At 71.8% G+C, this 22513-nt stretch carries 19 protein-coding genes; 13 read left to right on the top strand and 6 right to left on the bottom strand.

All coding sequences use genetic code 11. The annotated features are described in order from the left end of the window. The 3 genes from AB4039_RS35550 to AB4039_RS35540 form a co-directional block, all read left to right on the top strand. Nucleotides 1–891: COG1470 family protein (locus AB4039_RS35550; protein ID WP_442272689.1), on the top strand; the 891-nt coding region annotated here is incomplete at its 5' end. Between the two features lie 59 nt (nucleotides 892–950). Then, complete coding sequence (locus AB4039_RS35545) at nucleotides 951–2072, top strand: hypothetical protein (RefSeq protein ID WP_442272690.1); 1122 nt, start codon at nucleotides 951–953, stop codon at nucleotides 2070–2072. Continuing rightward, the gene (locus tag AB4039_RS35540; protein ID WP_442272688.1) at nucleotides 2069–3475 is read left to right on the top strand and encodes a hypothetical protein; all 1407 of its coding nucleotides are present in this window, start codon (nucleotides 2069–2071) and stop codon (nucleotides 3473–3475) included. Before AB4039_RS35545 ends, AB4039_RS35540 begins: the two co-directional genes overlap by 4 nt. A gap of 190 nt (nucleotides 3476–3665) precedes the next feature. Here AB4039_RS35540 and AB4039_RS35535 read toward each other — a convergent pair whose 3' ends face one another. Next, nucleotides 3666–5192, bottom strand: a complete 1527-nt coding sequence (locus AB4039_RS35535; RefSeq protein WP_266839425.1) for a peptide MFS transporter — start codon at nucleotides 5190–5192, stop codon at nucleotides 3666–3668. Nucleotides 5193–5661: 469 nt separating this feature from the next. On the opposite strand from AB4039_RS35535, the gene AB4039_RS35530 reads away from it, so the two are divergent. Further along, nucleotides 5662–6339: a response regulator transcription factor gene (locus AB4039_RS35530; protein ID WP_030231763.1), complete on the top strand. Its 678-nt coding sequence runs from the start codon at nucleotides 5662–5664 to the stop codon at nucleotides 6337–6339. A 29-nt stretch (nucleotides 6340–6368) separates the two neighbouring features. After that, complete coding sequence (locus AB4039_RS35525) at nucleotides 6369–7634, top strand: ATP-binding protein (RefSeq protein ID WP_266839423.1); 1266 nt, start codon at nucleotides 6369–6371, stop codon at nucleotides 7632–7634. A gap of 75 nt (nucleotides 7635–7709) precedes the next feature. Here AB4039_RS35525 and AB4039_RS35520 read toward each other — a convergent pair whose 3' ends face one another. Continuing rightward, on the bottom strand, nucleotides 7710–8246 hold the full coding sequence (locus AB4039_RS35520; RefSeq protein WP_266839421.1) for a GtrA family protein: 537 nt from the start codon (nucleotides 8244–8246) through the stop codon (nucleotides 7710–7712). Between the two features lie 199 nt (nucleotides 8247–8445). Here AB4039_RS35520 and AB4039_RS35515 point away from each other — a divergent pair, with 199 nt between their 5' ends. The 4 genes from AB4039_RS35515 to AB4039_RS35500 all read left to right on the top strand — a co-directional run bounded on the left by AB4039_RS35515 (nucleotide 8446) and on the right by AB4039_RS35500 (nucleotide 12558). After that, nucleotides 8446–9585, top strand: coding sequence for a 5-(carboxyamino)imidazole ribonucleotide synthase (locus AB4039_RS35515; RefSeq protein ID WP_442272687.1), 1140 nt, complete (start codon nucleotides 8446–8448; stop codon nucleotides 9583–9585). Beyond that, nucleotides 9582–10118, top strand: a complete 537-nt coding sequence (purE, locus tag AB4039_RS35510; protein ID WP_266839418.1) for a 5-(carboxyamino)imidazole ribonucleotide mutase — start codon at nucleotides 9582–9584, stop codon at nucleotides 10116–10118. Before AB4039_RS35515 ends, purE begins: the two co-directional genes overlap by 4 nt. Further along, nucleotides 10115–11293 (top strand): dipeptidase, encoded by a 1179-nt coding sequence (locus AB4039_RS35505; RefSeq protein WP_266839416.1) that lies wholly within the window; start codon nucleotides 10115–10117, stop codon nucleotides 11291–11293. Before purE ends, AB4039_RS35505 begins: the two co-directional genes overlap by 4 nt. Before the next feature lie 173 nt (nucleotides 11294–11466). Continuing rightward, nucleotides 11467–12558 carry a membrane dipeptidase gene (locus AB4039_RS35500; RefSeq protein ID WP_266839414.1) on the top strand — a complete coding sequence of 364 codons (1092 nt, stop codon included), beginning with the start codon at nucleotides 11467–11469 and terminating at the stop codon, nucleotides 12556–12558. Here AB4039_RS35500 and AB4039_RS35495 read toward each other — a convergent pair. Continuing rightward, nucleotides 12555–13856 (bottom strand): glycosyltransferase family 87 protein, encoded by a 1302-nt coding sequence (locus AB4039_RS35495; RefSeq protein WP_266839413.1) that lies wholly within the window; start codon nucleotides 13854–13856, stop codon nucleotides 12555–12557. The genes AB4039_RS35500 and AB4039_RS35495 overlap by 4 nt on opposite strands. 105 nt (nucleotides 13857–13961) lie before the next feature. Continuing rightward, nucleotides 13962–15305: a UDP-glucose dehydrogenase family protein gene (locus AB4039_RS35490; RefSeq protein ID WP_266839412.1), complete on the bottom strand. Its 1344-nt coding sequence runs from the start codon at nucleotides 15303–15305 to the stop codon at nucleotides 13962–13964. 196 nt (nucleotides 15306–15501) lie between these two features. Between AB4039_RS35490 and AB4039_RS35485 the strand changes: the two genes are divergently transcribed. From AB4039_RS35485 to AB4039_RS35475, 3 genes are all read left to right on the top strand, one after another. After that, on the top strand, nucleotides 15502–16659 hold the full coding sequence (locus AB4039_RS35485; protein ID WP_266839411.1) for an acyl-CoA dehydrogenase family protein: 1158 nt from the start codon (nucleotides 15502–15504) through the stop codon (nucleotides 16657–16659). Between the two features lie 447 nt (nucleotides 16660–17106). Then, nucleotides 17107–18189 (top strand): nucleotidyltransferase family protein, encoded by a 1083-nt coding sequence (locus AB4039_RS35480; RefSeq protein WP_266839409.1) that lies wholly within the window; start codon nucleotides 17107–17109, stop codon nucleotides 18187–18189. Between the two features lie 113 nt (nucleotides 18190–18302). Beyond that, entirely contained in the window at nucleotides 18303–19019 is a 717-nt protein-coding gene (locus tag AB4039_RS35475) for a polyprenol monophosphomannose synthase (protein ID WP_266841684.1), read from the top strand. Between the two features lie 105 nt (nucleotides 19020–19124). Here the strand turns inward: AB4039_RS35475 and AB4039_RS35470 are convergent, their stop codons facing one another. Next, complete coding sequence (locus AB4039_RS35470) at nucleotides 19125–20294, bottom strand: acyltransferase family protein (protein WP_266839408.1); 1170 nt, start codon at nucleotides 20292–20294, stop codon at nucleotides 19125–19127. A gap of 178 nt (nucleotides 20295–20472) precedes the next feature. After that, nucleotides 20473–21834 carry an LCP family protein gene (locus tag AB4039_RS35465; protein ID WP_266839407.1) on the bottom strand — a complete coding sequence of 454 codons (1362 nt, stop codon included), beginning with the start codon at nucleotides 21832–21834 and terminating at the stop codon, nucleotides 20473–20475. A gap of 106 nt (nucleotides 21835–21940) precedes the next feature. Here AB4039_RS35465 and AB4039_RS35460 point away from each other — a divergent pair, with 106 nt between their 5' ends. After that, nucleotides 21941–22477: an acyl-CoA thioesterase gene (locus AB4039_RS35460; RefSeq protein ID WP_266839406.1), complete on the top strand. Its 537-nt coding sequence runs from the start codon at nucleotides 21941–21943 to the stop codon at nucleotides 22475–22477. Nucleotides 22478–22513: the final 36 nt, after the last annotated feature.

The raw sequence follows: 22513 nt of genomic DNA, 5'->3' as shown, positions 1-22513 counted from the left end.
GAGCCGGCCACCGGGCGGCCCGGCACCCCGCGCCCGTACTTCTACCTCGCGGGCACGGCCGGCGCCGTCCTGGAGGACCGCCTCACCCTGGCCAACGCCGGCGACCGCGAACGGACCGTCACCCTGCGCGGCGCCGACGCCTACAACACCCCCGACGGCGCCCTCGCGGTCCGCCCGGCCGGGGAGGGCGCACCGGCCGCGGCCGGCGTCGGGGCCGCGGCCGGCTCCTGGATCAGCTTCGGCGCGGCCACCACCGTGAAGGTCCCGCCGCGCACCCGCGCCGTGGTCCCCTTCACCGTCACCGTGCCGCCCGCCGCGGCGCCCGGGGACCACCCCGCCGCCGTCGTCGCCACCGAGGCCGGCCACGAGGCGGCGGTACGGGTCCACCTGCGCGTCGGCGGCCCGGCCCTGGCCGCCCTCACCGTCGAGGACGTCGCCGTGCACGGCTCGGGCACCTCCGCCGTCATCCGGTACGCGCTGGTCAACCGCGGCAACGTGGCCCTCGCCCCGGAACTCGCGGTGCGCGCCGAGGGCCGCTTCGGCGAGGTCCCCGGCCGGGGCGCCCACGCGGTGCCCGTCGAGCTGCTGCCCGGCCGGCGGGTCGAGCTGAGCGAGCCCTGGCCCGGCGCCCCCGCCCTCGACCGGGTCGCCCTCACCCTCACGGTCACCGCCCCCGGCGCCGCACCGGCCACCGCCCGCGGGTCGGCGTGGCTCCTGCCCGGGGGGACCGCCGCGCGGCTCGGCGTCGGGCTGCTCGCCCTCGGCACGCTCGCGACGGCCGCGCTGCTCCTCGTACGGACCCGGCGCACCGGCCGGGAACGGCCCCCCGAGCCGCCCGCGCCCGCGGCGGCGCCCGCACCGGAACCCGAGCTGACGGGAGCGTCCAGGTGAGCCCCAGCCCCGGCCGCACATCCGGCCCCATCCGCCCCTCCGGCGGCACCCGCGGTCCCGTGCCCCGAGCCGCCCGCCGCCGCGCCCGCCTCGCGTCCCTGCCGGCCGCCCTCGCCTGCCTCGCCGCCCTCGTCCTGCTCCCGGCCGCGGCGCCCGCCGCCGCCGACACCGGCAAGCCCGCCGTGACGCTCTCCCTCCAGGAGGCCGCCAAGGGCACCGAGCTCGCCGTCGACGGGACCGGCTGGCGGGCCAGGACCATGGTGATGCTGCTGGTCTGCGGCCAGAACATGATCGGCGGCACCAACAGCTGCGCCAACGCCGACGGGGTCGCCGTCGCGGTCGGCGACGACGGCCGCTTCGCCGCCCGGCTGCCGGTCGTGGCCCCGCCCAAGCCGTGCCCCTGCGTGGTGAACGTGACCTCCGTCAACGGGGACCAGTCCACCGTCGCCCTACCGCTGAGGATCACCGACCATCCGGTGGCCGAACTGCCCGCGGAATCCGGCACCGCCCGCCTCGCGATGCTCACCGGCGTCCGCCTCACCGGCGACGACGGGGTGCTGACCTGGTTCGGCGCGCCGCCCGCCAGGAAGTTCCGGGTCACCGTCGGCAACCTCGGCTCGGCCCCCGTCAAGGATCCGGTCTTCCAGCTCGGCACCGCCCACGGGGTGTTCGCCCCGACGTGGGAGGAGGCCCGCTGGAAGGGCGGCATCGCGCCCGGCGGCAAGGCCGAGGTCGCACTGGACGTGGAGCTCCCGGCCGGCGCCCACGGCGACTACACCGTCTCCCTCAAGTACGGCGACACGGTCCTGGCCACCCAGCCGTGGGGCGTCGACCGCCCGTACGGGGTGCTGCTGTTCTGGGCCCTGCTCCTGCTGGTGATCCCGACGGCCCTCTTCCGGCTCGGCATGGCCGTCGTCGACAAGGTCCGCCCGCGCACCGCCGCGCCCGGCGGGGGCCGCCGGCACGCGGCCTCCGCGGTGACGGCCCGGCTGCCGAGGCTCCCCGGCGTACGGGAACGGGCGCCGGCGGGGCCGCCCCCGGCCGGCCCCGCCCCGGTCCTGCCCTGGTTCACCCCGGAGCCGGAGCCGGAGCCGGAGCCGCTGCCCGGCGCGGGCCGGCCGCCCGCCCCACAGACATCCGCACCGTCCGATCACAGTCCGACGACGAAGGGACACTCGTGAAGACCCAACGGAGGGTGAGCGCGGCCGTGGTTGCGCTGCTGCTCAGCGGCGCGGGTATCGCCATGGCGGCTTCGCCCGCCCAGGCCGCCGACGCCACGTTCAAGGTCAGGTGCGTGCCGCCGGCCGGCGGCGGTGATCCGGTGGAGGGCGAGACCACCGCCAGGATCAYGGCGCCGGCCACGGCGAAGGTCGGGGACGAGGTCGACGTGTCCTGGGAGACCGTCAAGCCCGCCTCGAACAACACCGACCTGATGGTGATCCCCAAGGACGCGGTCCAGCCCACCGGCTGGATCGCGCTCGGCGGGGGCACGGGCGAGCTGAAGGTGGTGGGGGAGAAGAAGAACCCCGAGATCCCCAAGAAGGCGCCGATGGTCATGTCCGTCATGAAGGGCAAGCTGAAGCTGACCAAGGCGGGGAAGATCAGCCTGACCCCCGGCCGGTACGAGGTCGCGGTCACCTTCTCCTTCGGCACCTTCGTCACGAAGTGCGCGCCGACGGGTGAGGTGAGCGGCGGGGCCACCATCGACGTGGCGGCCGGCAGCGGCACCGGCGGCACCACGACCGGCGGCGCGACGACGGGCGGCGCGACGACGGGCGGCGCGACGACGGGCGGCACCACGACCGGCGGCGCGACCACCGGCGGTTCCACCACCGGCGGTTCCACCACCGGCGGTTCCACCACGACGGGCGGCTCGACCACCACCGGCGGTTCCACCACGACCGGGGGCTCCAGCACCGGCGGCAGCGGCGGCCAGACCGATTTCCCGGGCAAGGCCGTCGAGGTCGCCTACGACTGCGGCGCGGTGGTTCCGGGCGGCATCAAGACCCCGGTCACGATCAGCGCCAAGAAGAACGGCGGCAGCTACGACCTGACGGTCAAGACCGCCAAGGGGGCCATGGCGGCCCCCATGGCCCTGCCCGCCGGAGCCCTGAAGCCCTCGATGGACATCAAGCTGGGCGGAGCCGACAGCGGCTCGGTCAAGGTCACCGGCCCGGCCAACGCCGAGCCGATCCCCGACAAGGCCCCGGTCAGCCTCAGCGACATGACCGGCACCTACAAGCCGGGCAAGACGGGCAAGACCACGCTCAGCCCTGACCAGCTGACGATCGACGTCACGATGGCCCCCGGCTCCACCCCGATCAACGTGCCCTGCAAGGCCACCAGCAGCGCGGTCTCCCTGGAGCTGGACACCACCGCCCAGCAGGGCGGTGCCACCGGCGCCACCACGGCCGGCACCTCCGGGACCTCCGGCACCGGCGGCGCCGCGGGCGGCCTCGCCGAGACCGGCGCCGAGAACACCGGCGGGGTCAAGGCCCTCGCCCTCGTCGCCGGCACGGTGATCCTGCTCGGAGCCGCGGTCTTCACCCTCACCCCCTGGCGCCGCCTGCGCGGCACCCGCTAGCCGCACCGGCACCGGCACCGGCACCGGCACCGGCACCGGCGGCCAGTGACCGAAGCCGTGCACGTCCCCCGTAGGTGGGCGCGTACGGCTTCGCGGTCCCGGCGGCCCCGCGCCGTACGCCCGCACAACGGAACGGCCCGGCACACCAGGAGGTGTGCCGGGCCGTTCGCGGCTTTCGCGGGGGCGTGCGTCAGCGCACGTCGCCCATGAGCGCCTTGACCTTCTTGCGGTACATGAAGACCGCGACGCCGGCCAGGACGGCCAGGGTGGCCTCGATCGCCACCGCGCCGGTGCCGTTGAGGTCGATGCCGAACACGGCCGGGTCGGACAGCAGGCTGGTGACGGAGTCACCGGCGGTGACCGCCAGGAACCACACGCCCATCATCTGCGAGGCGTACTTGGCCGGAGCCATCTTGGTGGTGACCGACAGGCCGACCGGGGAGATGCACAGCTCGCCGACCGTCTGGATCAGGTAGATCCCGACGAGCCACATCGGGCTCACCGTCTGGCCGTTCGCCGCCAGGGCGATCGGGACCAGGAAGAAGAAGAACGAGACGCCGATGAAGAACAGGCCCGCGGCGAACTTGCCGACCGTCGACGGCTCGTTGCCCTTGCGGTTCAGCCACACCCAGATCCAGGCGAAGACCGGGGCCAGCGCCATGATGAAGATCGGGTTCAGGGACTGGTACCAGGACGAGGGGAACTCGAAGCCGAGCAGCGCGCCGGAGGCCTTGGTCTCACCGAAGGACTGGACGGTCGAGGCACCCTGGTCGTAGATCATCCAGAAGACGGCGGCGGCGACGAAGAACCAGATGTAGCCGGTCATCTTCGACTGCTCGGTGCCCGACAGGTCCTTGTCCCGCTTGATGCGGATGAGGACACCGGTCGGGATGATCAGGCCGATCAGGGTCAGCGGGATGGTCGCCCAGGCCTTGGTGAACATGCCGGCCATGGCGACGGCGGTGTAGAACACGGCCACGGCCGCGACGACGGCGACGATCTTGCGGATCCAGGCGGAGCGCTCCTCGGCCGACAGCGGCTTGGGGACGACCGAGCTGACCGGGTTCAGGTTCTTGGTGCCGAGCAGGAAGGCGATCAGGCCGATGCCCATGCCGACGGCGGCCAGCGCGAAGCCGAGGTGCCAGTTGACTTCCTGGCCGACGGTGCCGATCACCAGCGGCGCGAAGAAGGCGCCGGCGTTGATGCCCATGTAGAAGATGGTGAAGCCGCCGTCACGACGCGGGTCGTTCGCGTCCTTGTACAGCTGGCCGACCATCGTCGAGATGTTGGCCTTCAGCAGACCGGAGCCGAGCGCCACCAGCGCCAGGCCGACGAAGAAGGTCGCGCCGCCCGGGAGGGCGAGGATGATGTGACCGGACATGATCGTCACGGCCGCGATCGTCACCGTCTTGCGGGGACCCCAGACGCGGTCGCCCAGCCATCCGCCCGGGAGGGCGAGCAGGTAGACCATGGAGACGTAGATGGAGAACACGGTGATCGCCGTGCCCTCGTCCATCCCGATGCCACCGGCCAGGCTGCCCTTCTTGGCATCCGGGCCACCCGAGAGCAGGTAGACGAGGAGGAGGGCCTTCATGCCGTAGAAGCTGAACCGCTCCCACATCTCGGTCATGAAGAGAGTGGCCAGGCCACGGGGGTGTCCGAAGAAGGTCTTCTCGGCGGCCGGGGTCGCCGAGTCCTTCGTCAGGCTGGAAGCCATGGTCGATCCTTGCTTGCTCGGGACGCTCGGCTTCGTGAGCTGTTCAGCGCCCGGTGGGGGGTGGCCGGCACCGGCAGACGGGTGTCCCACCCCACGCCCTGGGGTCTCGGCTCCGCTCGGGAGACGAAGGAACAGCAGTCACCGGGATCCACGCCCTGCGCGCAGCATCGCGTGCAGGGCCCGGCCCACAGGTCATTCACTGTCATCTGGGCCGGATGAAACCGACCAGAGCAGAATTTGAGGTCTTTGGCTCGCTTTTCGGCACAAAGATCCCCTGGGTAGTGCATCAGGCGTCTCGCCACCATACGACAGGACACTGCGCCATATGGAAGGACTTGAGAGATGGATCACAGGCTTTCAGGGAACCGTTTCGTCATATTCGAAGGCCGTTAGTAGTTCATAAGCCCAGTTCGAGAGGGGTGTGCGGGCAAGCACCTCCTCGCAGCCGCCGCGGACTACCATCACCCACATGACGCGTGTACTGCTCGCCGAGGACGACGCATCCATCTCGGAACCCCTGGCCCGCGCCCTGCGCCGGGAGGGCTACGAGGTCGAGGTACGGGAGGACGGCCCCACCGCCCTTGAGGCCGGACTGCAGGGCGGCGTCGACCTCGTCGTCCTGGACCTCGGACTGCCCGGCATGGACGGCCTGGAGGTGGCCCGGCGACTGCGCGCCGAGGGCCACGGCTTCCCCATCCTCGTCCTCACCGCCCGGGCCGACGAGGTGGACACGGTGGTCGGCCTCGACGCCGGCGCCGACGACTACGTGACCAAGCCCTTCCGGCTCGCCGAGCTGCTGGCCCGCGTCCGGGCCCTGCTGCGGCGCGGCGCCAACGAGGCCGCCCAGGCCCCCGCCACCCACGGCGTGCGCATCGACGTCGAGTCCCACCGCGCCTGGATGGGAGAGGAAGAGCTCCAGCTCACGGCCAAGGAGTTCGACCTGCTGCGCGTCCTGGTCCGCGACGCCGGCCGGGTCGTCACCCGCGACCAGCTGATGCGCGAGGTCTGGGACACCACCTGGTGGTCCTCCACCAAGACCCTCGACATGCACATCTCCTGGCTCCGCAAGAAGCTGGGCGACGACGCCGCGAACCCCCGCTACATCGCCACCGTCCGCGGCGTCGGCTTCCGCTTCGAGAAGAGCTGAGCCCTCGCCGTTAGGGCATCCTCTAAGCCATGCGCCGCCGCCTGATCAACTCCACGCTCGCCGTGGTGCTCGTCGTGATCGCCGTGTTCGGGATCTCCCTCGTCATCGTGGAGACCCGGACCATCACCAGCAGCGCCCAGGACCGCATCGGTTCCGAGGCGCTGCGGCTGCTGGGCACCGTCGAGGCGGACGCGCTGGAGCGCAAGCCGGTCGACCCCTCCGCGCTCGCCGAGCAGCTGGACGTGGGCACCTACGCCCGCATCTCCATCCCCGGCCGGCCCGTCGTCGAGGTCGGCGACCGGATCCCCGACAGCGTCATCCGGGGCACCGCCCGCGGGGAGCAGGGCGAGGTGGTGACCGTCGAGGAGTCCCGCGCCACCGTCACCAAGGAGGTCGGGCGGACCCTGGCGGTGGTCGGGGCGGTGGCACTGCTCGCGGTCGTCGCGGCCGTGCTGCTCGCCGTACGCCAGGCCAACCGGCTCGCCTCCCCGCTCACCGACCTCGCCGAGACGGCCGAGCGGCTGGGATCGGGCGACCCGCGGCCCCGGCACAAGCGCTACGGGGTCCCCGAGCTGGACCGGGTCGCCGACGTGCTCGACTCCAGCGCGGAGCGGATCGGCCGGATGCTCACGGCCGAGCGCCGGCTCGCCGCGGACGCCTCCCACCAGCTGCGGACCCCGCTGACGGCCCTGTCGATGCGGCTGGAGGAGATCACGGTCACCGACGACCTGGAGACCGTACGGGAGGAGGCCACCATCGCCCTCACCCAGGTGGAGCGGCTCACGGACGTGGTGGAGCGCCTGCTGACGAACTCGCGGGACCCGCGGACCGGCTCGGCGGTCCCCTTCGACCTGGACGAGGTCGTCAAGCAGCAGGTGGAGGAGTGGCGGCCGGCCTACCGCAGCGCCGGGAGGGCCATCGTGCGCTCCGGGAAGACCGGGATGCGGGCCGTGGGCACCCCCGGGGCGGTCTCCCAGGTCCTGGCGACCCTCGTGGAGAACGCGCTGATGCACGGGGGCGGCACCGTCGCCCTGCGCACCCGGGTGACCGGCAACCAGGCCGTACTGGAGGTCACGGACGAGGGACCCGGCGTCCCCCCGGACCTCGGCAACCGGATCTTCGAGCGGGCGATCAGCGGCCGCAACTCCACCGGGATCGGCCTCGCGGTCGCCCGGGACCTCGCGGAGGCGGACGGCGGCCGGCTGGAGCTGCTCCAGAGCCAGCCGCCGGTGTTCGCGCTGTTCCTCAGCCGTACGGCGCCGCAGCGGAGCGAGCCGGAACCGACGGTCCGCTGACCGGCCGGACCGGGACGGGGAGCCGGGCCGGCAGCGGGTGCCGCGCCGCGGGAGGCTCCGCCTTCGAGGGACCGGCTACTTCGCGGCCGGCGAGGCCGGCTGCGGGGTGAGGGCCGCGGCCGGCGCGTCGTGGCCGTCCCGCTGCTCGACGACCAGCGAGGGCGCCGCGGGCGTGGGCAGCGCCTGGAAGACCCAGGTGCGGTAGGACCAGAAGCGGAACACGGTGGCGATCGCCATGCCCAGGAACTTGAAGACGTTGTTCTGCAGCGAGCTGTCCCAGCCGAAGCCGTACGTCGCCGCGTAGAGCACGCCGCTCTCGATGACCATGCCGATCAGGCTGAACAGGACGAAGAGGACCATCTCGCGGCGGCGGCTGCCGAGGTCGCGGTCGCGGTACGTGAAGTAGCGGAAGCCGATGTAGTTGGTGACGATGGCCACCACGATGGCTATGACGTTCGCGCGCACCGTCTGGAGGTCGGTCGTGCTCCGGAGCAGGTTGAACACACCGAAGTTGACCAGGACGCCCAGCCCGCCCACCGCACCGAACTTGGCGGCCTCCCGGGCGAGACCGCGGAAGCGCTCGGACAGCGGTGCTGCTTTCGGCGTACTCATGTGATCCTTCAGTCCCTGTCCGTCGTCGCCGCCCCGCGCTGGAGCGTCACTCGATTTCGTCAACCCCGACATGTTAAGTGTCGCCCCCGGGCTCCGTACGCGCCTCGGCACCCCTGCGACGCACGGCACACGGCCCGGCACACGGGTATGCGCCAGGGCCACGTCCGGATGGCGGAATACCGCCGGATACCCTGGAGTGGTGACGTTCCCGGTAGTCGGTATGGTCGGCGGCGGGCAGCTCGCCCGCATGACCCACGAGGCGGGCATCCCCCTCGGCATCAGATTCAAGCTCCTCAGTGACACCCCACAGGACTCGGCGGCCCAGGTCGTGAGCGACGTCGTCATCGGCGACTATCGCGACCTGGAGACGTTGCGCGCCTTCGCGCGCGGCTGCGATGTGATCACTTTCGACCACGAGCACGTGCCCATCGAGCACCTGCGGGCCCTGGAAGCGGACGGCGTTCCCGTCCGCCCGGGGCCCGACGCGTTGATGCACGCCGCCGACAAGGGGGTGATGCGCGCGAAGCTCGACGAGATCGGCGCGCCGAGTCCCCGCCACCGGATCGTGAGCGATCCGGCGGACGCGGCGGCCTTCGCGCAAGAGGTGGGCGGCTTCCCGGTCATCCTCAAGACGGTGCGCGGCGGGTACGACGGCAAGGGCGTGTGGTTCGTCCGCACGCCCGAGGACGCGGAGGCCCCCTTCAAGGCGGGTGTCCCCGTCCTGGCGGAGGAGAAGGTGGACTACGTCCGCGAGCTCGCCGCCAACATCGTCCGCTCCCCGCACGGCCAGGCCGTCGCGTACCCCGTCGTCGAGTCCATCCAGGTGGACGGCGTGTGCGACACGGTGATCGCCCCCGCCCCGAACCTCTCCGAGGCCCTCGCGGGCGAGGCCCAGGCCCTCGCCCTGCGCATCGCCAAGGAACTCGACGTGACCGGCCACCTGGCCGTGGAGCTGTTCGAGACCACCGACGGCCGCATCCTCGTCAACGAACTGGCCATGCGCCCGCACAACAGCGGCCACTGGACCCAGGACGGCGCGGTCACCTCCCAGTTCGCCAACCACGTCCGCGCGGTCCTGGACCTCCCCCTGGGCGACCCCCGCCCCCGGGCCCGCTGGACGGTCATGGCCAACGTGCTCGGCGGGGACTACCCCGACATGTACGCGGCGTACCTGCACTGCATGGCGCACGACCCCCAGCTGAAGATCCACATGTACGGCAAGGACGTGAAACACGGCCGCAAGGTCGGCCACGTCAACACCTACGGCGACGACCTGGACGATGTGCTGGAGCGCGCACGTCACGCAGCCGGCTACCTCAGAGGAACCATCACCGCATGAGCACCGCTACCGCAGGTCCCGTCATCGGCATCGTCATGGGTTCGGACTCCGACTGGCCGGTCATGGAGGCCGCCGCCCAGGCACTGGACGAGTTCGAGATCCCGTACGAGGTCGACGTCGTCTCCGCCCACCGGATGCCCCGCGAGATGGTGGCGTACGGCGAGCAGGCCGCCGGCCGCGGCCTGAAGGCGATCATCGCGGGCGCGGGCGGGGCCGCCCACCTGCCCGGCATGCTCGCCTCGGTCACCCCGCTCCCGGTCATCGGGGTCCCGGTGCCGCTGAAGTACCTCGACGGCATGGACTCGCTGCTCTCGATCGTCCAGATGCCCGCCGGGGTTCCCGTCGCCACCGTCTCCGTCGCCGGGGCGCGCAACGCGGGCCTGCTGGCCGTACGGATGCTGGCCGCGCACGACCCGGAGCTGCTCGCCCGGATGCGCGAGTTCCAGCAGGAGCTGAACGACCAGGCCACCGAGAAGGGCAAGCGGCTGCGGACGAAGGTCGCCGGCGCGGACTCCTTCGGATTCGGCAAGTGAGCGCGGCGCAGCGCCTGGAGGAGGCGCGCGGCCTGCTCGCCGAGCACCCGGTCGTCGACGGGCACAACGACCTGCCCTGGGCGCTGCGCAACCAGGTCCGCTACGACCTGGACCGGCGCGACATCGGCGCCGACCAGTCCGCCCACCTGCACACCGACATCCCCCGGCTGCGCGCCGGCGGGGTCGGCGCGCAGTTCTGGTCCGTGTACGTACGCTCCGACTTCGCGGGTGACGAGGCGGTCAGCGCCACCCTGGAGCAGATCGACGCGGTCGGCCAGCTGATCGACCGTTACCCGGACACCCTGGTGCGGGCGCTGACGGCGGACGACATGGAGGCGGCCCGCGAACGGGGGAGGATCGCCTCCCTGATGGGCGCCGAGGGCGGCCACTCCATCAACAACTCGCTGGCCACCCTGCGCGCCCTGCACCGCCTCGGCGTGCGGTACATGACGCTCACCCACAACGACACCATCGACTGGGCGGACTCGGCGACCGACGAGCCCCGCCACGGCGGGCTCAGCGACTTCGGCCGCGAGGTCGTCCGTGAGATGAACCGCGTCGGCATGCTGGTGGACCTCTCGCACGTGGCGGAGACGACCATGCGCGACGCGATCGCCGTCTCCTCGGCGCCGGTGATCTTCTCGCACTCCTCGGCGCGGGCCGTCTGCGACCACCCGCGCAACGTCCCCGACGACGTGCTGGAGCTGCTGCCCGTCAACGGCGGCGTGGCGATGGCCACCTTCGTGCCGAAGTTCATCCTGCCCGCGGCCGTGGAGTGGACCGCGGCGGCCGACGAGAACCTGCGCGCCCACGGCTTCCACCACCTCGACACCTCACCCGAGGCGATGGAACTGCACCGGGCCTTCGAAGCGGGCCGGCCGCGCCCGGTGGCCACCGCGGCCACCGTCGCCGACCACCTGGACCACATGCGCGAGGTGGCCGGCGTCGACCACATCGGCATCGGCGGGGACTACGACGGCACCGCCTTCACCCCGTCCGGGCTGGACGACGTGGCGGGCTACCCCAACCTGATCGCGGAGCTGCTCACGCGCGGCTGGTCGCGGGCCGACCTGGCCAAGCTGACCTGGTCGAACGCGGTACGGGCGCTGCGCGACGCCGAGGGCGTGGCCCGTGGCCTGTCGGCGTCCCGGGGGCCGTCGAACGCCCACCTCTGACGCTCCACCGGGGGCGGGTCGCGGGGTTCCACCCCGTGGCCCGCCCCTTTCCGGCCCTTTCCGCACCCTCCTCCACCCGAACGCCACATCCGCCGGGCGTCCCGGCCGCCCCACATGTCACGGTGGCACCACATCTCCTCCCTCCCGCTGCCGCCGAGACCGGAGCGAACGCCATGGCCGACCTGCAGGACGACCCGCACGCCGACCCCAGCCTCCCGGTGGGCCCCGGCTCCGCCGGGGCCGAGGACGTGTCCGCCCAAGCGGAGGTGACCGGTGCCCTGGAGCGGGCCACCGCGCTGCTCGCCGAACATCCCGTGGCGGACGGGTGCAACAGCCTCGTCTGGACCCTGAGCCAGAGCCCGTACCACGACATCGAAACCCCCGACACCGAGATCGACACGGACATCCCGCGGCTGCGGGCCGGTGGAGTGGGTGCCCAGTTCTGGTCGCTGCTCGTGCCGCCGGGCCGGGCGCGCCAGGGCGGGGCGGCCGACCAGGTGGTCTCCGACACCCTCGAACTGATCGACGTGGCGCTCGCCCTGGTCCGCCGCTACCCCGACGGCCTGTGCCTGGGGCTGAGCGCCGACGACATGCTGGACGCCCGCAACCGCGGCCGGATCGCCTCGTTCCTCGGCCCGGTGTCCGGACGTACGCTGACCGATTCGCTCGGCGCGCTACGGGCCTTCCACACGCTGGGCGTACGGATCCTCGCGCCGGCGGGGGCGTCCTGGGCGCTGGAGGGGCTGACGGCCTTCGGCCACGAAGTGGTCAAGGAGGTGAACCGGCTCGCGATGCTGCTGGACCTCACGGGCTGCCCGCCGGTGGCGGCCTGTCAGCTCGCGGCGGCGTCGAAGGCACCGGTGATCGTCTCGAACACGGGGGCGGCGGCGCTCACCGCGCATCCGGACAACGTCACCGACGAGGTGCTGCTGGCGCTCAGGGCGGCCGGCGGTCTGGCGATGGTCACCTTCGACACCGCGCGGACGGGGGACTCCCTGCACGCGGTGGCGGACCACCTCGACCACCTGCGGACGGTCGCCGGCCCGGAGTGCGTGGGACTGGGAGCCGCCTTCGGCGCCGAGGGGGCGACCCCCCGTCCGGCGGGGCTCACCGATCCCTCGGGCTACCCCAGACTCCTCGCGGAACTACTGGAGCGGGGCTGGCCGGAGTCCGACCTGGCCCTGCTGACCTGGGGCAACGCCCAGAGGGTGCTGCGCGACGCGGAGTTCACGGCCCGCGCCGCACAGCACCGCAGAATTCCTTAGGCGGACTCGGCGGCCAGGCTGCCCTTGGGCAGCACGGTCGCCTTCCACAGGCGCAGGCCGGACCACACCGTGGCGTACAGCAGCAGGCCGTTGCGCGCGCACAGCAGGATCGTGCCGAGCGTGGAGTTGGTCAGGATGTCCGAGCCGTACCAGACCGGGAAGATCAGCGACGTGAGCGCGGTCGCGACCACGAGCAGCCAGGCGATCGGCCGCTGGGTGGTGTGCCGGGACGTCAGGCAGACGGCGGCGAGGCCGAGCAGCCAGATCATGTACTGCGGGCTGATGACGCGGCTGGTGACCGTGAACACCATGATGGCGCAGAGCGCGGCGTCGAACGGGGTCGCGGTCGACCAGCGGTTCGCCTTCACGCGCCACAGCAGGAGCAGCAGGAAGCCGATCACCGTCAGCGCGAGGGAGGCCCGCGCGATGCTGGAGACGTACGGCCCGACGTACTCGAAGGCGCCGTACTGGAAGTTGATCTTCCCGGGCCACAGGTGGACGAGCCGGGCCGCCATCAGCGCGCTGCCGCCGAGGGACTCGACCTGGACCCCGCGGGAGCCCTGGTTGCCCAGGAAGCCGAGGGTGTCGCGGAACAGCGCGGCGAAGACGGCGAGCAGCGCGACGCAGGAGAGCGCGGCGGCGATGAAGGCCTCGCGCGTCGACTTGCCGCGCGGGGTGCCGAGCAGGGTGAGCAGCGGCCACACCTTGACCATGGCGCCGATGCCGGCGATGACCCCGCCGAGCTTCGGGCGGTAGCGCAGGCAGAGCAGCGAGGCCACGGCGAGCAGGGTGACCTGGACGTCGTAGCGGGCGAACGGGGTGGCCATCAGCATCGGCAGCGTGACGAGCCACAGGACGGCGCCGGCCATGCTGCCGTCGGTGCGGCGTGCGGCGCGCATCAGGCCGACGAGGACCACCGCGTCACAGAGCACCGTGAGGGCGACGAAGGCCTGGAAGTAGGTGAGGAACGGCAGGAGGTCGGGCGACAGGAAGATCGCCGCGGCTGCCGGGGGGTACTGCCACATGATGTCGTTGTGCGGCATCGTCCACGTGACGAGGACGTTGTACCAGTTGTGATAGGTCGCGGTGATCTCTACCCGTACGACGTTCGAGCTGAAGAAGTCGTTGACGAGCATCCAGAGCATCGCGGCCCGACTGGCCAGCCAGAAGCCCGCGATGCCCAGAAGGGCTCCGCGTCCTCGCATGGCTGCTTCGAAGGATCCCCGCCGGTCACGCGTGGCGGGCGCCGCCGTCGCAGATGCGGTGGGGTTGGTCGGGGGGCTGCTGGTCGTGGTCATCGGCCCGAAGTCTACCCAGTCATTTATTCCACTTACTTGGGTGCGACCGGTCGAAACGGGGTAGGGGGATACGCCCAGGTCAGCCTCCGTACCCCCCCAAATCCCTTACGCGTGCGGCCGTCCCATGGCCCGGTAGGTCCAGCCCGCGGCCCGCCACCGCTCCGGGTCCAGCGCGTTCCGCCCGTCGAGGATCAGGCGGTCGGTCACGGTCTCGCCGAGGGCCGCGGGATCCAGGTCGCGGAACTCGCGCCACTCGGTGAGGTGCAGGACGACCTCGGCGCCGCGGGCGGCCTCCAGCGCGGAGCCGGCGTAGCCGAGGGTCGGGAAGACCCGGCGGGCGTTGTCCATGCCCTTCGGGTCGTAGACGGTGACCTGCCCGCCCTGGAGGTGGATCTGCCCGGCGACGTTGAGCGCGGGCGAGTCGCGGACGTCGTCCGAGTCGGGCTTGAAGGTGGCGCCGAGGACGGCGACCCGCTTGCCGAGGAAGGAACCGCCGACCGCGTCGCGGGCCAGCTCCACCATGTGGCCGCGGCGGCGCATGTTGATGGAGTCGACCTCCCGCAGGAAGGTCAGGGCCTGGTCGGCGCCCAGTTCGCCGGCCCGGGCCATGAAGGCCCGGATGTCCTTGGGCAGGCAGCCGCCGCCGAAGCCGATGCCCGCGCGCAGGAACTTCGCGCCGATCCGCTCGTCGTGGCCGATGGCCTCCGCCAGCTTGGCCACGTCACCGCCCGCGGCCTCGCAGACCTCGGCCATCGCGTTGATGAAGGAGATCTTGGTGGCGAGGAAGGAGTTGGCCGCCGTCTTGACCAGCTCGGCGGTCGGGAAGTCGGTCACCACCAGGGGGGTCCCCTCCGCCATCGGCGTCGCGTACACCTCCCGCAGCACCTTCTCGCCGCGCTCGCCCCGTACGCCGATGACGATCCGGTCGGGGTGCAGGGTGTCCTGGACGGCGAAGCCCTCGCGCAGGAACTCCGGGTTCCAGGCCAGCTCCACGTCCGCGCCGGCCGGGGCCAGCTCCACGAGCTTCGCCGCGAGCCGCTCCGCCGAGCCCACCGGCACGGTGGACTTGCCGACGACCAGCACCGGCCGCGTCAGGTGCGGGGCCAGCGAGGTCATCGCGGAGTCGACGTAGGACATGTCGCAGGCGTACTCGCCGTGCTTCTGCGGGGTGTTCACGCAGACGAAGTGGACGTCGCCGAACTCCCCGACCTCTTCCCAGGAGGTGGTGAACCGCAGCCGGCCCGTCGAGCCCGGCAGCCCGGCGACGTGCGCGGCGAGCAACTCCTCCAGCCCCGGCTCGTACATGGGGACCCGGCCGGCGGCCAGCATCTCGATCTTCTCCGGGACCACGTCCAGTCCGAGCACCTCGAAGCCCAGCTCGGCCATCGCGGCGGCGTGTGTCGCGCCGAGGTAGCCGGTGCCGATCACAGTGATCTTGAGGGGGGCCATGGATGCTCCAGAGGTGCGGGGCCGTTTGCGGCCACCGAGCATAGTCGCGCCCCGTGCGGGGGACGTTCCCCGGCGGGGTCCGCGCTGTCACGCAGCTCACGTGCGCCGTACATATCGCCGACGGGACCCCGGACACTAAGATTTCGGTTACTTAACGGTAGTTAGCATCACGCATCACACATGGGGAGTGAGAGTCTTGGCGGGTTCTGCCGACTTCGACCTGTACCGCCCGGCCGAGGAGCACGACATGCTCCGCGAGTCCGTCCGCTCGCTCGCCGAGGCGAAGATCCTGCCGTTCGCCGCCGCGGTCGACGAGGAGTCCCGCTTCCCGCAGGAGGCCCTCGACGCCCTGGTCGCGAGCGACCTGCACGCCGTCCACGTCCCCGAGACCTACGGCGGCGCCGGGGCCGACGCCCTCGCCACCGTGATCGTGATCGAGGAGGTGGCCCGCGTCTGCGCCTCCTCCTCCCTGATCCCGGCCGTGAACAAGCTCGGCTCCCTCCCGGTGATCCTCTCCGGCTCGGAGGAGCTCAAGGCCAAGTACCTCGGCCCGCTGGCCAAGGGCGACGCGATGTTCTCCTACGCGCTCTCCGAGCCCGACGCGGGCTCCGACGCCGCCGGCATGAAGACCCGCGCCGTGCGCGACGGGGACTTCTGGGTGCTCAACGGCGTCAAGCGCTGGATCACCAACGCGGGCGTCTCCGAGTACTACACGGTCATGGCCGTCACCGACCCGGAGAAGCGCTCCAAGGGCATCAGCGCCTTCGTCGTCGAGAAGGGCGACGAGGGAGTCTCCTTCGGCGCCCCGGAGAAGAAGCTCGGCATCAAGGGCTCCCCGACGCGCGAGGTCTACCTCGACAACGTCCGCATCCCCGCCGACCGCATGATCGGCGCCGAGGGCACCGGCTTCGCCACGGCGATGAAGACCCTCGACCACACCCGCATCACCATCGCCGCCCAGGCCCTCGGCATCGCCCAGGGCGCGCTGGACTACGCCAAGGGCTACGTCCAGGAGCGCAAGCAGTTCGGCAAGCCGATCGGCGACTTCCAGGGCGTGCAGTTCATGCTCGCGGACATGGCCATGAAGATCGAGGCCGCCCGCCAGCTGACCTACTCGGCCGCCGCCAAGTCGGAGCGCGTCGACTCCGACCTCACCTTCTTCGGCGCCGCGGCCAAGTGCTTCGCCTCCGACGTCGCCATGGAGGTCACCACGGACGCCGTCCAGCTCCTCGGCGGCTACGGCTACACCCGCGACTACCCGGTCGAGCGCATGATGCGCGACGCGAAGATCACGCAGATCTATGAAGGCACGAACCAGGTCCAGCGGATCGTCATGGCCCGCAACCTGCCGTAGCCGTCCCGCACGCACGAAGGCCCCCGGCGTCCCGTCGGGGGCCTTTCGCGTGGAGAAGGGGCAAGGCTTCGTAACGGGTTGCCGACAGGTTCGGAACAACCGGCCGTCAACCGGGGCGGGCGAAACACCCTTGTGCACCGGATCCGTTACGGAGGGGTCCGGCGGCGCCCGCCGCGCCACGGGACGGGGCGGTGCCCGGCGCACCTCTCTGACCAGCGGTGATGGTCCACCAGGTGGGCGGGCGCACGTGATGTGTCCTCATATATAGAGGACGGTCGCGCGCAGGGGTGTCCGATGTGCCGCAATCCGCCCGTCTCCGCGCGGCCGTCCGCCCGTAACCGGAACGTGGCCGTGGCGGCCCCCGCAGGGCCCGCCCACGGCCTTGGCATGTCCCCGGATGGGCTAAATTTGAACCTTCGTACGCCCGAACCGGTTGGGGAGAAAACAATGACGGAAGCGATCCTGCTGGTCGGCGGGCAGGGGACGCGACTGCGCCCCGTGACGGTGAACACCCCCAAGCCGATGGTTCCCGCGGCCGGAGTTCCCTTCCTCGCCCACCAGATAGCCAGGGCCGCAGCCGCCGGTGTCACCCACATCGTGATGGCCACCTGCTACCTCGCCGAGGTCTTCGAGCCCTACTTCGGCGACGGTTCCGACTTCGGCATCACCCTCGAATACGTCGTCGAGGACGAGCCGCTGGGCACCGGCGGTGCCATCCGCAACGCCGCGCAGCGGCTGACCGGCGGCCCGGACTCCCCCGTCCTCGTCTTCAACGGCGACATCCTGACCGGCCTGGACATCGCCGGCCTGGTCGAGTCCCACCAGGCGGCCGACGCCGACGTCTCCCTGCACCTGGTGCGGGTCGAGGACCCGCGCGCCTTCGGCCTGGTGCCCACCGACTCCGAGGGGCGGGTGCTGGCCTTCACCGAGAAGCCGCAGACCCCCGAAGAGATCATCACCGACCAGATCAACGCCGGCTGCTACGTCTTCCGCCGCAGCGTCATCGACTCCATTCCGGCCGGCCGGCCGGTATCCGTCGAGCGCGAGACCTTCCCCGGTCTGCTGGACTCCGGCGCCAGGCTGCACGGCGTCACCGAGGACACCTACTGGCTGGACCTCGGCAAGCCCGAGTCCTTCGTGCAGGCCTCGGCCGACCTCGTGCGCGGCATCGTCAGCTCCCCGGCCGTCCCCGGCCCCCGCGGCGAGGCCCTGGTCCTCCCGGGTGCGGTGGTGGCGGACGGAGCCAAGCTGTCGGGCGGTACGGTGGTGGGTGCCGGCGCCCGGATCGAATCGGGCGCGGTCGTCCAGGGCTCGATCGTGCTGGACGGTGCGACCCTCGGCCCGGACACGGTGGTGAGCGCCAGCCTCATCGGTGCCGGCGCCTCGGTGGGTTCGCGCACGGTGGTGAACGGCGCGGTCGTCGGAGACGGTGCCGTCGTAGGGGCCGACAACGAACTTCGCGCAGGGGTGCGGGTGTGGTGCGAGGCTGAACTGCCCGACGCCGCGGTCCGCTTCTCCTCCGACCGGTGACCAACTTCAGTGAGGCACAACCTGTGATAGGCGAGCAGCAGACTCCCCGCGCGACCGACGTCGCAACCACGAAGCTCCCCGACACCTGGGCACACACCCCGCTCACCGTGGTCATGCCGACCTACAACGAGGCGGGCAACCTGCCGGGCATGGTGGAGCTGCTCATGGGTCTCGACCAGCCGGGCCTGCGCCTGCTGGTCGTCGACGACTCCTCGCCCGACGGCACCGGCAAGATCGCCGACGAGCTGGCGGAGGGCTTCCTCACCGAGGACGGCAAGCCGCGCATGTCGGTCCTGCACCGCACCGCGAAGGACGGCCTCGGCCGCGCCTACGCCGCCGGCATGGCCAAGGCCGTCGAGGACGGCGCCGAGTACGTGCTCCAGATGGACGCGGACGGCTCCCACCCGGCCGGCAAGATCGCCGAGATGCTGGGCGTCGCCCGCTCCACCGGCGCCGGTCTCGTCGTCGGCTCCCGCTACGTGCCGGGCGGCACCCTCTCCGACGCCTGGGGCGCGCACCGCAAGCTGCTCTCCCGCTGGGCCAACGCCTACGCGAGCACCATCCTGGGCACCCGCGTCCGCGACATCACGGGCGGCTTCAACCTGTGGAGCGCCGACGCGCTGAAGGCGATCGACCTCGCGTCGATCGGCAGCGCCGGCTACAGCTTCCAGGTGGAGATGAAGTTCAAGGCCCTGCGCCGCGGCTTCCAGGTGATGGAGGTCCCGATCCACTTCGAGGACCGCACCGTCGGCGAGTCCAAGATGAACCTGGCCGTCCAGCTGGAGTCCATCGCCATGCCGTGGAAGCTCCGCGCCCGCGCCGGCAAGTAGCCGGGCAGGCGGACGCGTAGGGACACGCGCACGCGAACACGGAGAAGGGGCACCCCGAGAGGGGTGCCCCTTCCTTCGTGTCCGGAGCCCGACGTCCGCGGGCCCCTACGGCGTCTCGCGCAGGGGCTTGGTCCGCCCGACGCCCGGACGGGCCTCCAGGAACCGCTTGAGCCGCCGGGCCGCCGGCCGCTCCACGAACCGCTGGATCAGCCACGAGGCCAGCAGCATCACGGCCGTCGCCGACAGCAGGAGCGTCCACGGCTCCACGTCCTGCCGCCACATCCGCAGCAGCGTCACGCCGATCTGCTGGTGCAGCAGGTAGAGCGGGTAGGACATCGCGCCCGCGACCGACAGCCAGCGCCAGTCGATCCGGTCCAGCCACCCCAGGGCCACGGCGGCCATGACCACGTAGCACAGGGTCACGACGAGCAGGCACATCTCCCAGGACAGCCGGTCGCCCTTGACGGTGTTCCAGTGGACGATGTCGTTCAGCCAGCGCTGCGTCAGCAGCCAGGAGAACGCGAGCAGCACCCACGGCTCGCCCGCGCGCGGCCCCTCACGGCGGATCAGGTAGAAGCAGATGCCGGAGATGAACAGCGGGGAGTAGGTGGGGTTCGCGAGGACGTTCAGGATCGGCAGCCCGGAACCGGGGGCGAGCAGCGAGGCGACCGTCCAGATCCAGCAGAAGTTCAGGACCTTGCGGTACGTCAGGCCGGTCCAGGCGACCGCCGCGAAGATCAGGTAGAACCGCAGCTCGGACCAGAGCGTCCAGTACGAGGGGTCCAGCTCGGCACTGCCCAGCGGGGTCTGGAACATCGTCAGGTTCGTCAGGATCTGGCTCAGCCCCGGCCCGGCGCCCCCGAAGGGCTTGCCGACCGCCAGCAGCACGCCCATGGTGAGCAGTACGCAGAACCAGTACGCGGGTCCGAGGCGGATCACCCGGCTGCGCAGGTAGGAGCCCAGCGGCCGGCCCCACGCCGACATGCAGATGACGAAGCCGCTGATCATGAAGAACAGCTCCACGCCCATCCAGCTGTAGCGGCCCACCACGGTCAGCCACCCGAACGCGTCGCGCCCCCAGACCTCTTGGCGGGTGTAGTGGTGCACGAGCACCAGCACCGCCGCCAGGATGCGCAGCCCGTCCAGGATCCGCAGCCGGGGCCGGTCCGCCGGTTCCCCGGTGGACCGGGCGGGCCGGGGCAGGGTGGGCCAGGCCGAGGGTCTGCCGTCTTCCCGCCGGTCGCTGAGGACGCGCGGGGACGGGTGCAAGGACATGAACGCTCCACGGGCAGGACGGACGCGTGCCCGAACGTGCTGAGCGCCGCGCCGGACGGCGGGGCCCAGCCGGGCATCCCCCCCGTTGCATGGGCCGCCTCAGTCTTACGAGAAACCCTCGCACTGTCCACAGCACGTGGTTCATCGCACCCCGTCCCGCGCCTGCCGCGCGGCCGGTTCACTGCCCCCGGACGGTGACCTTCTGGTCGCTCTGGATCTCCTTGACCAGCTGTTGCACCTTCGCCTTGTCCCAGACGAGGTTGCCGCCCTTCTGACCGGAAAGGGGCATGTTCATCGACACGCCGTCACCCGATGTGATGCCCTTCATCGCGAAGAACATCTGACCGAGGTCCCACAGCCCCATGTCCTTGTCGACGACGAGGGTGTCCAGGCCCGCGCCCATCACCGGGTAGAGGGCGAAGGGGTTGAGGAGCGTGCCCGGCGTGGCCGCCTGGCTCGCCAGCGCCGAGAGGAACTTCTGCTGGTTCTTGGTCCGCTGGAGGTCCGACTCGGCGAAGGCGTAGCGGGTGCGCACGAAGGCCAGCGACTGCTCGCCGTTGAGGGTCTGGCGGCCCGCCTTGAAGTCGGCGCCCGACTTCTCGTCCTTGAAACCCTGTTCGATGTCGAGCTCCACGCCGCCCAGCGCGTCCACGATGTTCGCGAACCCGGCGAAACCGATCTCGGCGTAGTGGTCGATGCGCAGCCCGGTGTTGAACTCGATCGTCCGCACCAGCAGTTCCGGTCCGTCCTCCGCGTACGCCGCGTTGAGCTTGACCCGCCGGCCCTGGGACGGGAACTTCTTGCCCGACTGGGAGCCGACGAAGGAGGGGATCTCCACGTCCGAGTCGCGCGGCAGCGAGATCATCGTGTTCCCGCTGGAGCACTTCGCCAGGACCATCATCGAGTCGGTGCGCTTGCCCTCGGCGGAGCCGGTGTGGAGCTTCTTCTTCTCCTCGTCGGACATGCCCTCGCGGCTGTCGGAGCCGACGATCAGGTACGTGGTGCAGTCGCCCTCCTTGGGGCGCTCGATCACCTTGGAGAGGTCGACCTCGCGGCGCACCTTGGAGTCGGCCCAGAAGTAGGTGCCGATGGAGGTGACCAGGAGCGCGGAGACCAGCACGATGGAGCCGATCTTGATCCGCCGGCGCCAGTCGGGCGCGGGTCCCGCCGGACCGCCCGGACGGCCCGGACCGCCGCTCCCGCCCGGCCGCCCGGGGCGGCCCGGTCCCGCCGGTCCGCCGGGGCCCGCGGGCCGGCCGTAGACCTGGCCGGTGTTGTACCCGCCGTCGTACGAGGCGTCCGGTCCCTGCGTCTGCTGCGGCGGCACTCCGGGACCGGGGCGGCCCTGCGGCGGTCCCTGCGGCGGTCCCTGCGGGGGGACCGGCGGGCGGGCCGGGCGCTGCGGCGGCTGCGGCTGCCGCTGGACGTGGCGCATCCGCTGCGCGCCCTCCGGCTGCGGCTGCCCGCTGCCGCGCCCGTACCCGTCATCGCGGCGGCCGCGCGCGTCGCGCTCGCCGTTCCACCCGTCCCAGTCATTCATGCGCACAAGGATGCCTGCCGCGGCGTGCCGCCCGACACCCAGGTGGACGCTTCGTACCGCGGCTGTTGCAGAGCTGATGCCTGGGGTGCCCACTTATGGTGGCTCCATGACAGAAATACCGTCGGTGCCCGCGGGCAAGCCGATCTCGGCCTCCCGGACCACGCTCAGCCACATCATGACCGCCAACGACACCAACCTCCTCGGTACCGTGCACGGTGGCGTGATCATGAAGCTGGTGGACGACGCGGCCGGCGCGGTGGCCGGGCGGCACTCGGGCGGGCCCGCCGTGACGGCGTCGATGGACGAGATGGCCTTCCTCGCCCCGGTCCGGGTCGGCGACCTGGTCCACGTCCGCGCGCAGTGCAACTGGACCGGCCGCTCCTCGATGGAGATCGGCGTACGGGTCCTCGCGGAGCGGTGGAACGAGTCCACCCCCGCCACCCAGGTCGGCAGCGCCTACCTCGTCTTCACCGCGGTCGACTCCGACGGCAAGCCCCGCCAGGTCCCGCCCGTGATCCCGGAGACCGAGCGGGACGAGCGCCGTTACCAGGAGGCGCAGATCCGCCGCACCCACCGGCTCGCCCGCCGCCAGGCGATCACCGAGCTGCGCGAGCGCCGCGCCGCCGAGGGCCTCGACGACTGACCGGCCGCCGGCCGCCCGTCGCCGGTCGGCCGGCCC

The organism is Streptomyces sp. M-16 (assembly GCF_052114405.1).
GTDB lineage: Bacteria > Actinomycetota > Actinomycetes > Streptomycetales > Streptomycetaceae > Streptomyces.
This window is presented reverse-complemented; position numbering and strand designations above follow the sequence as displayed.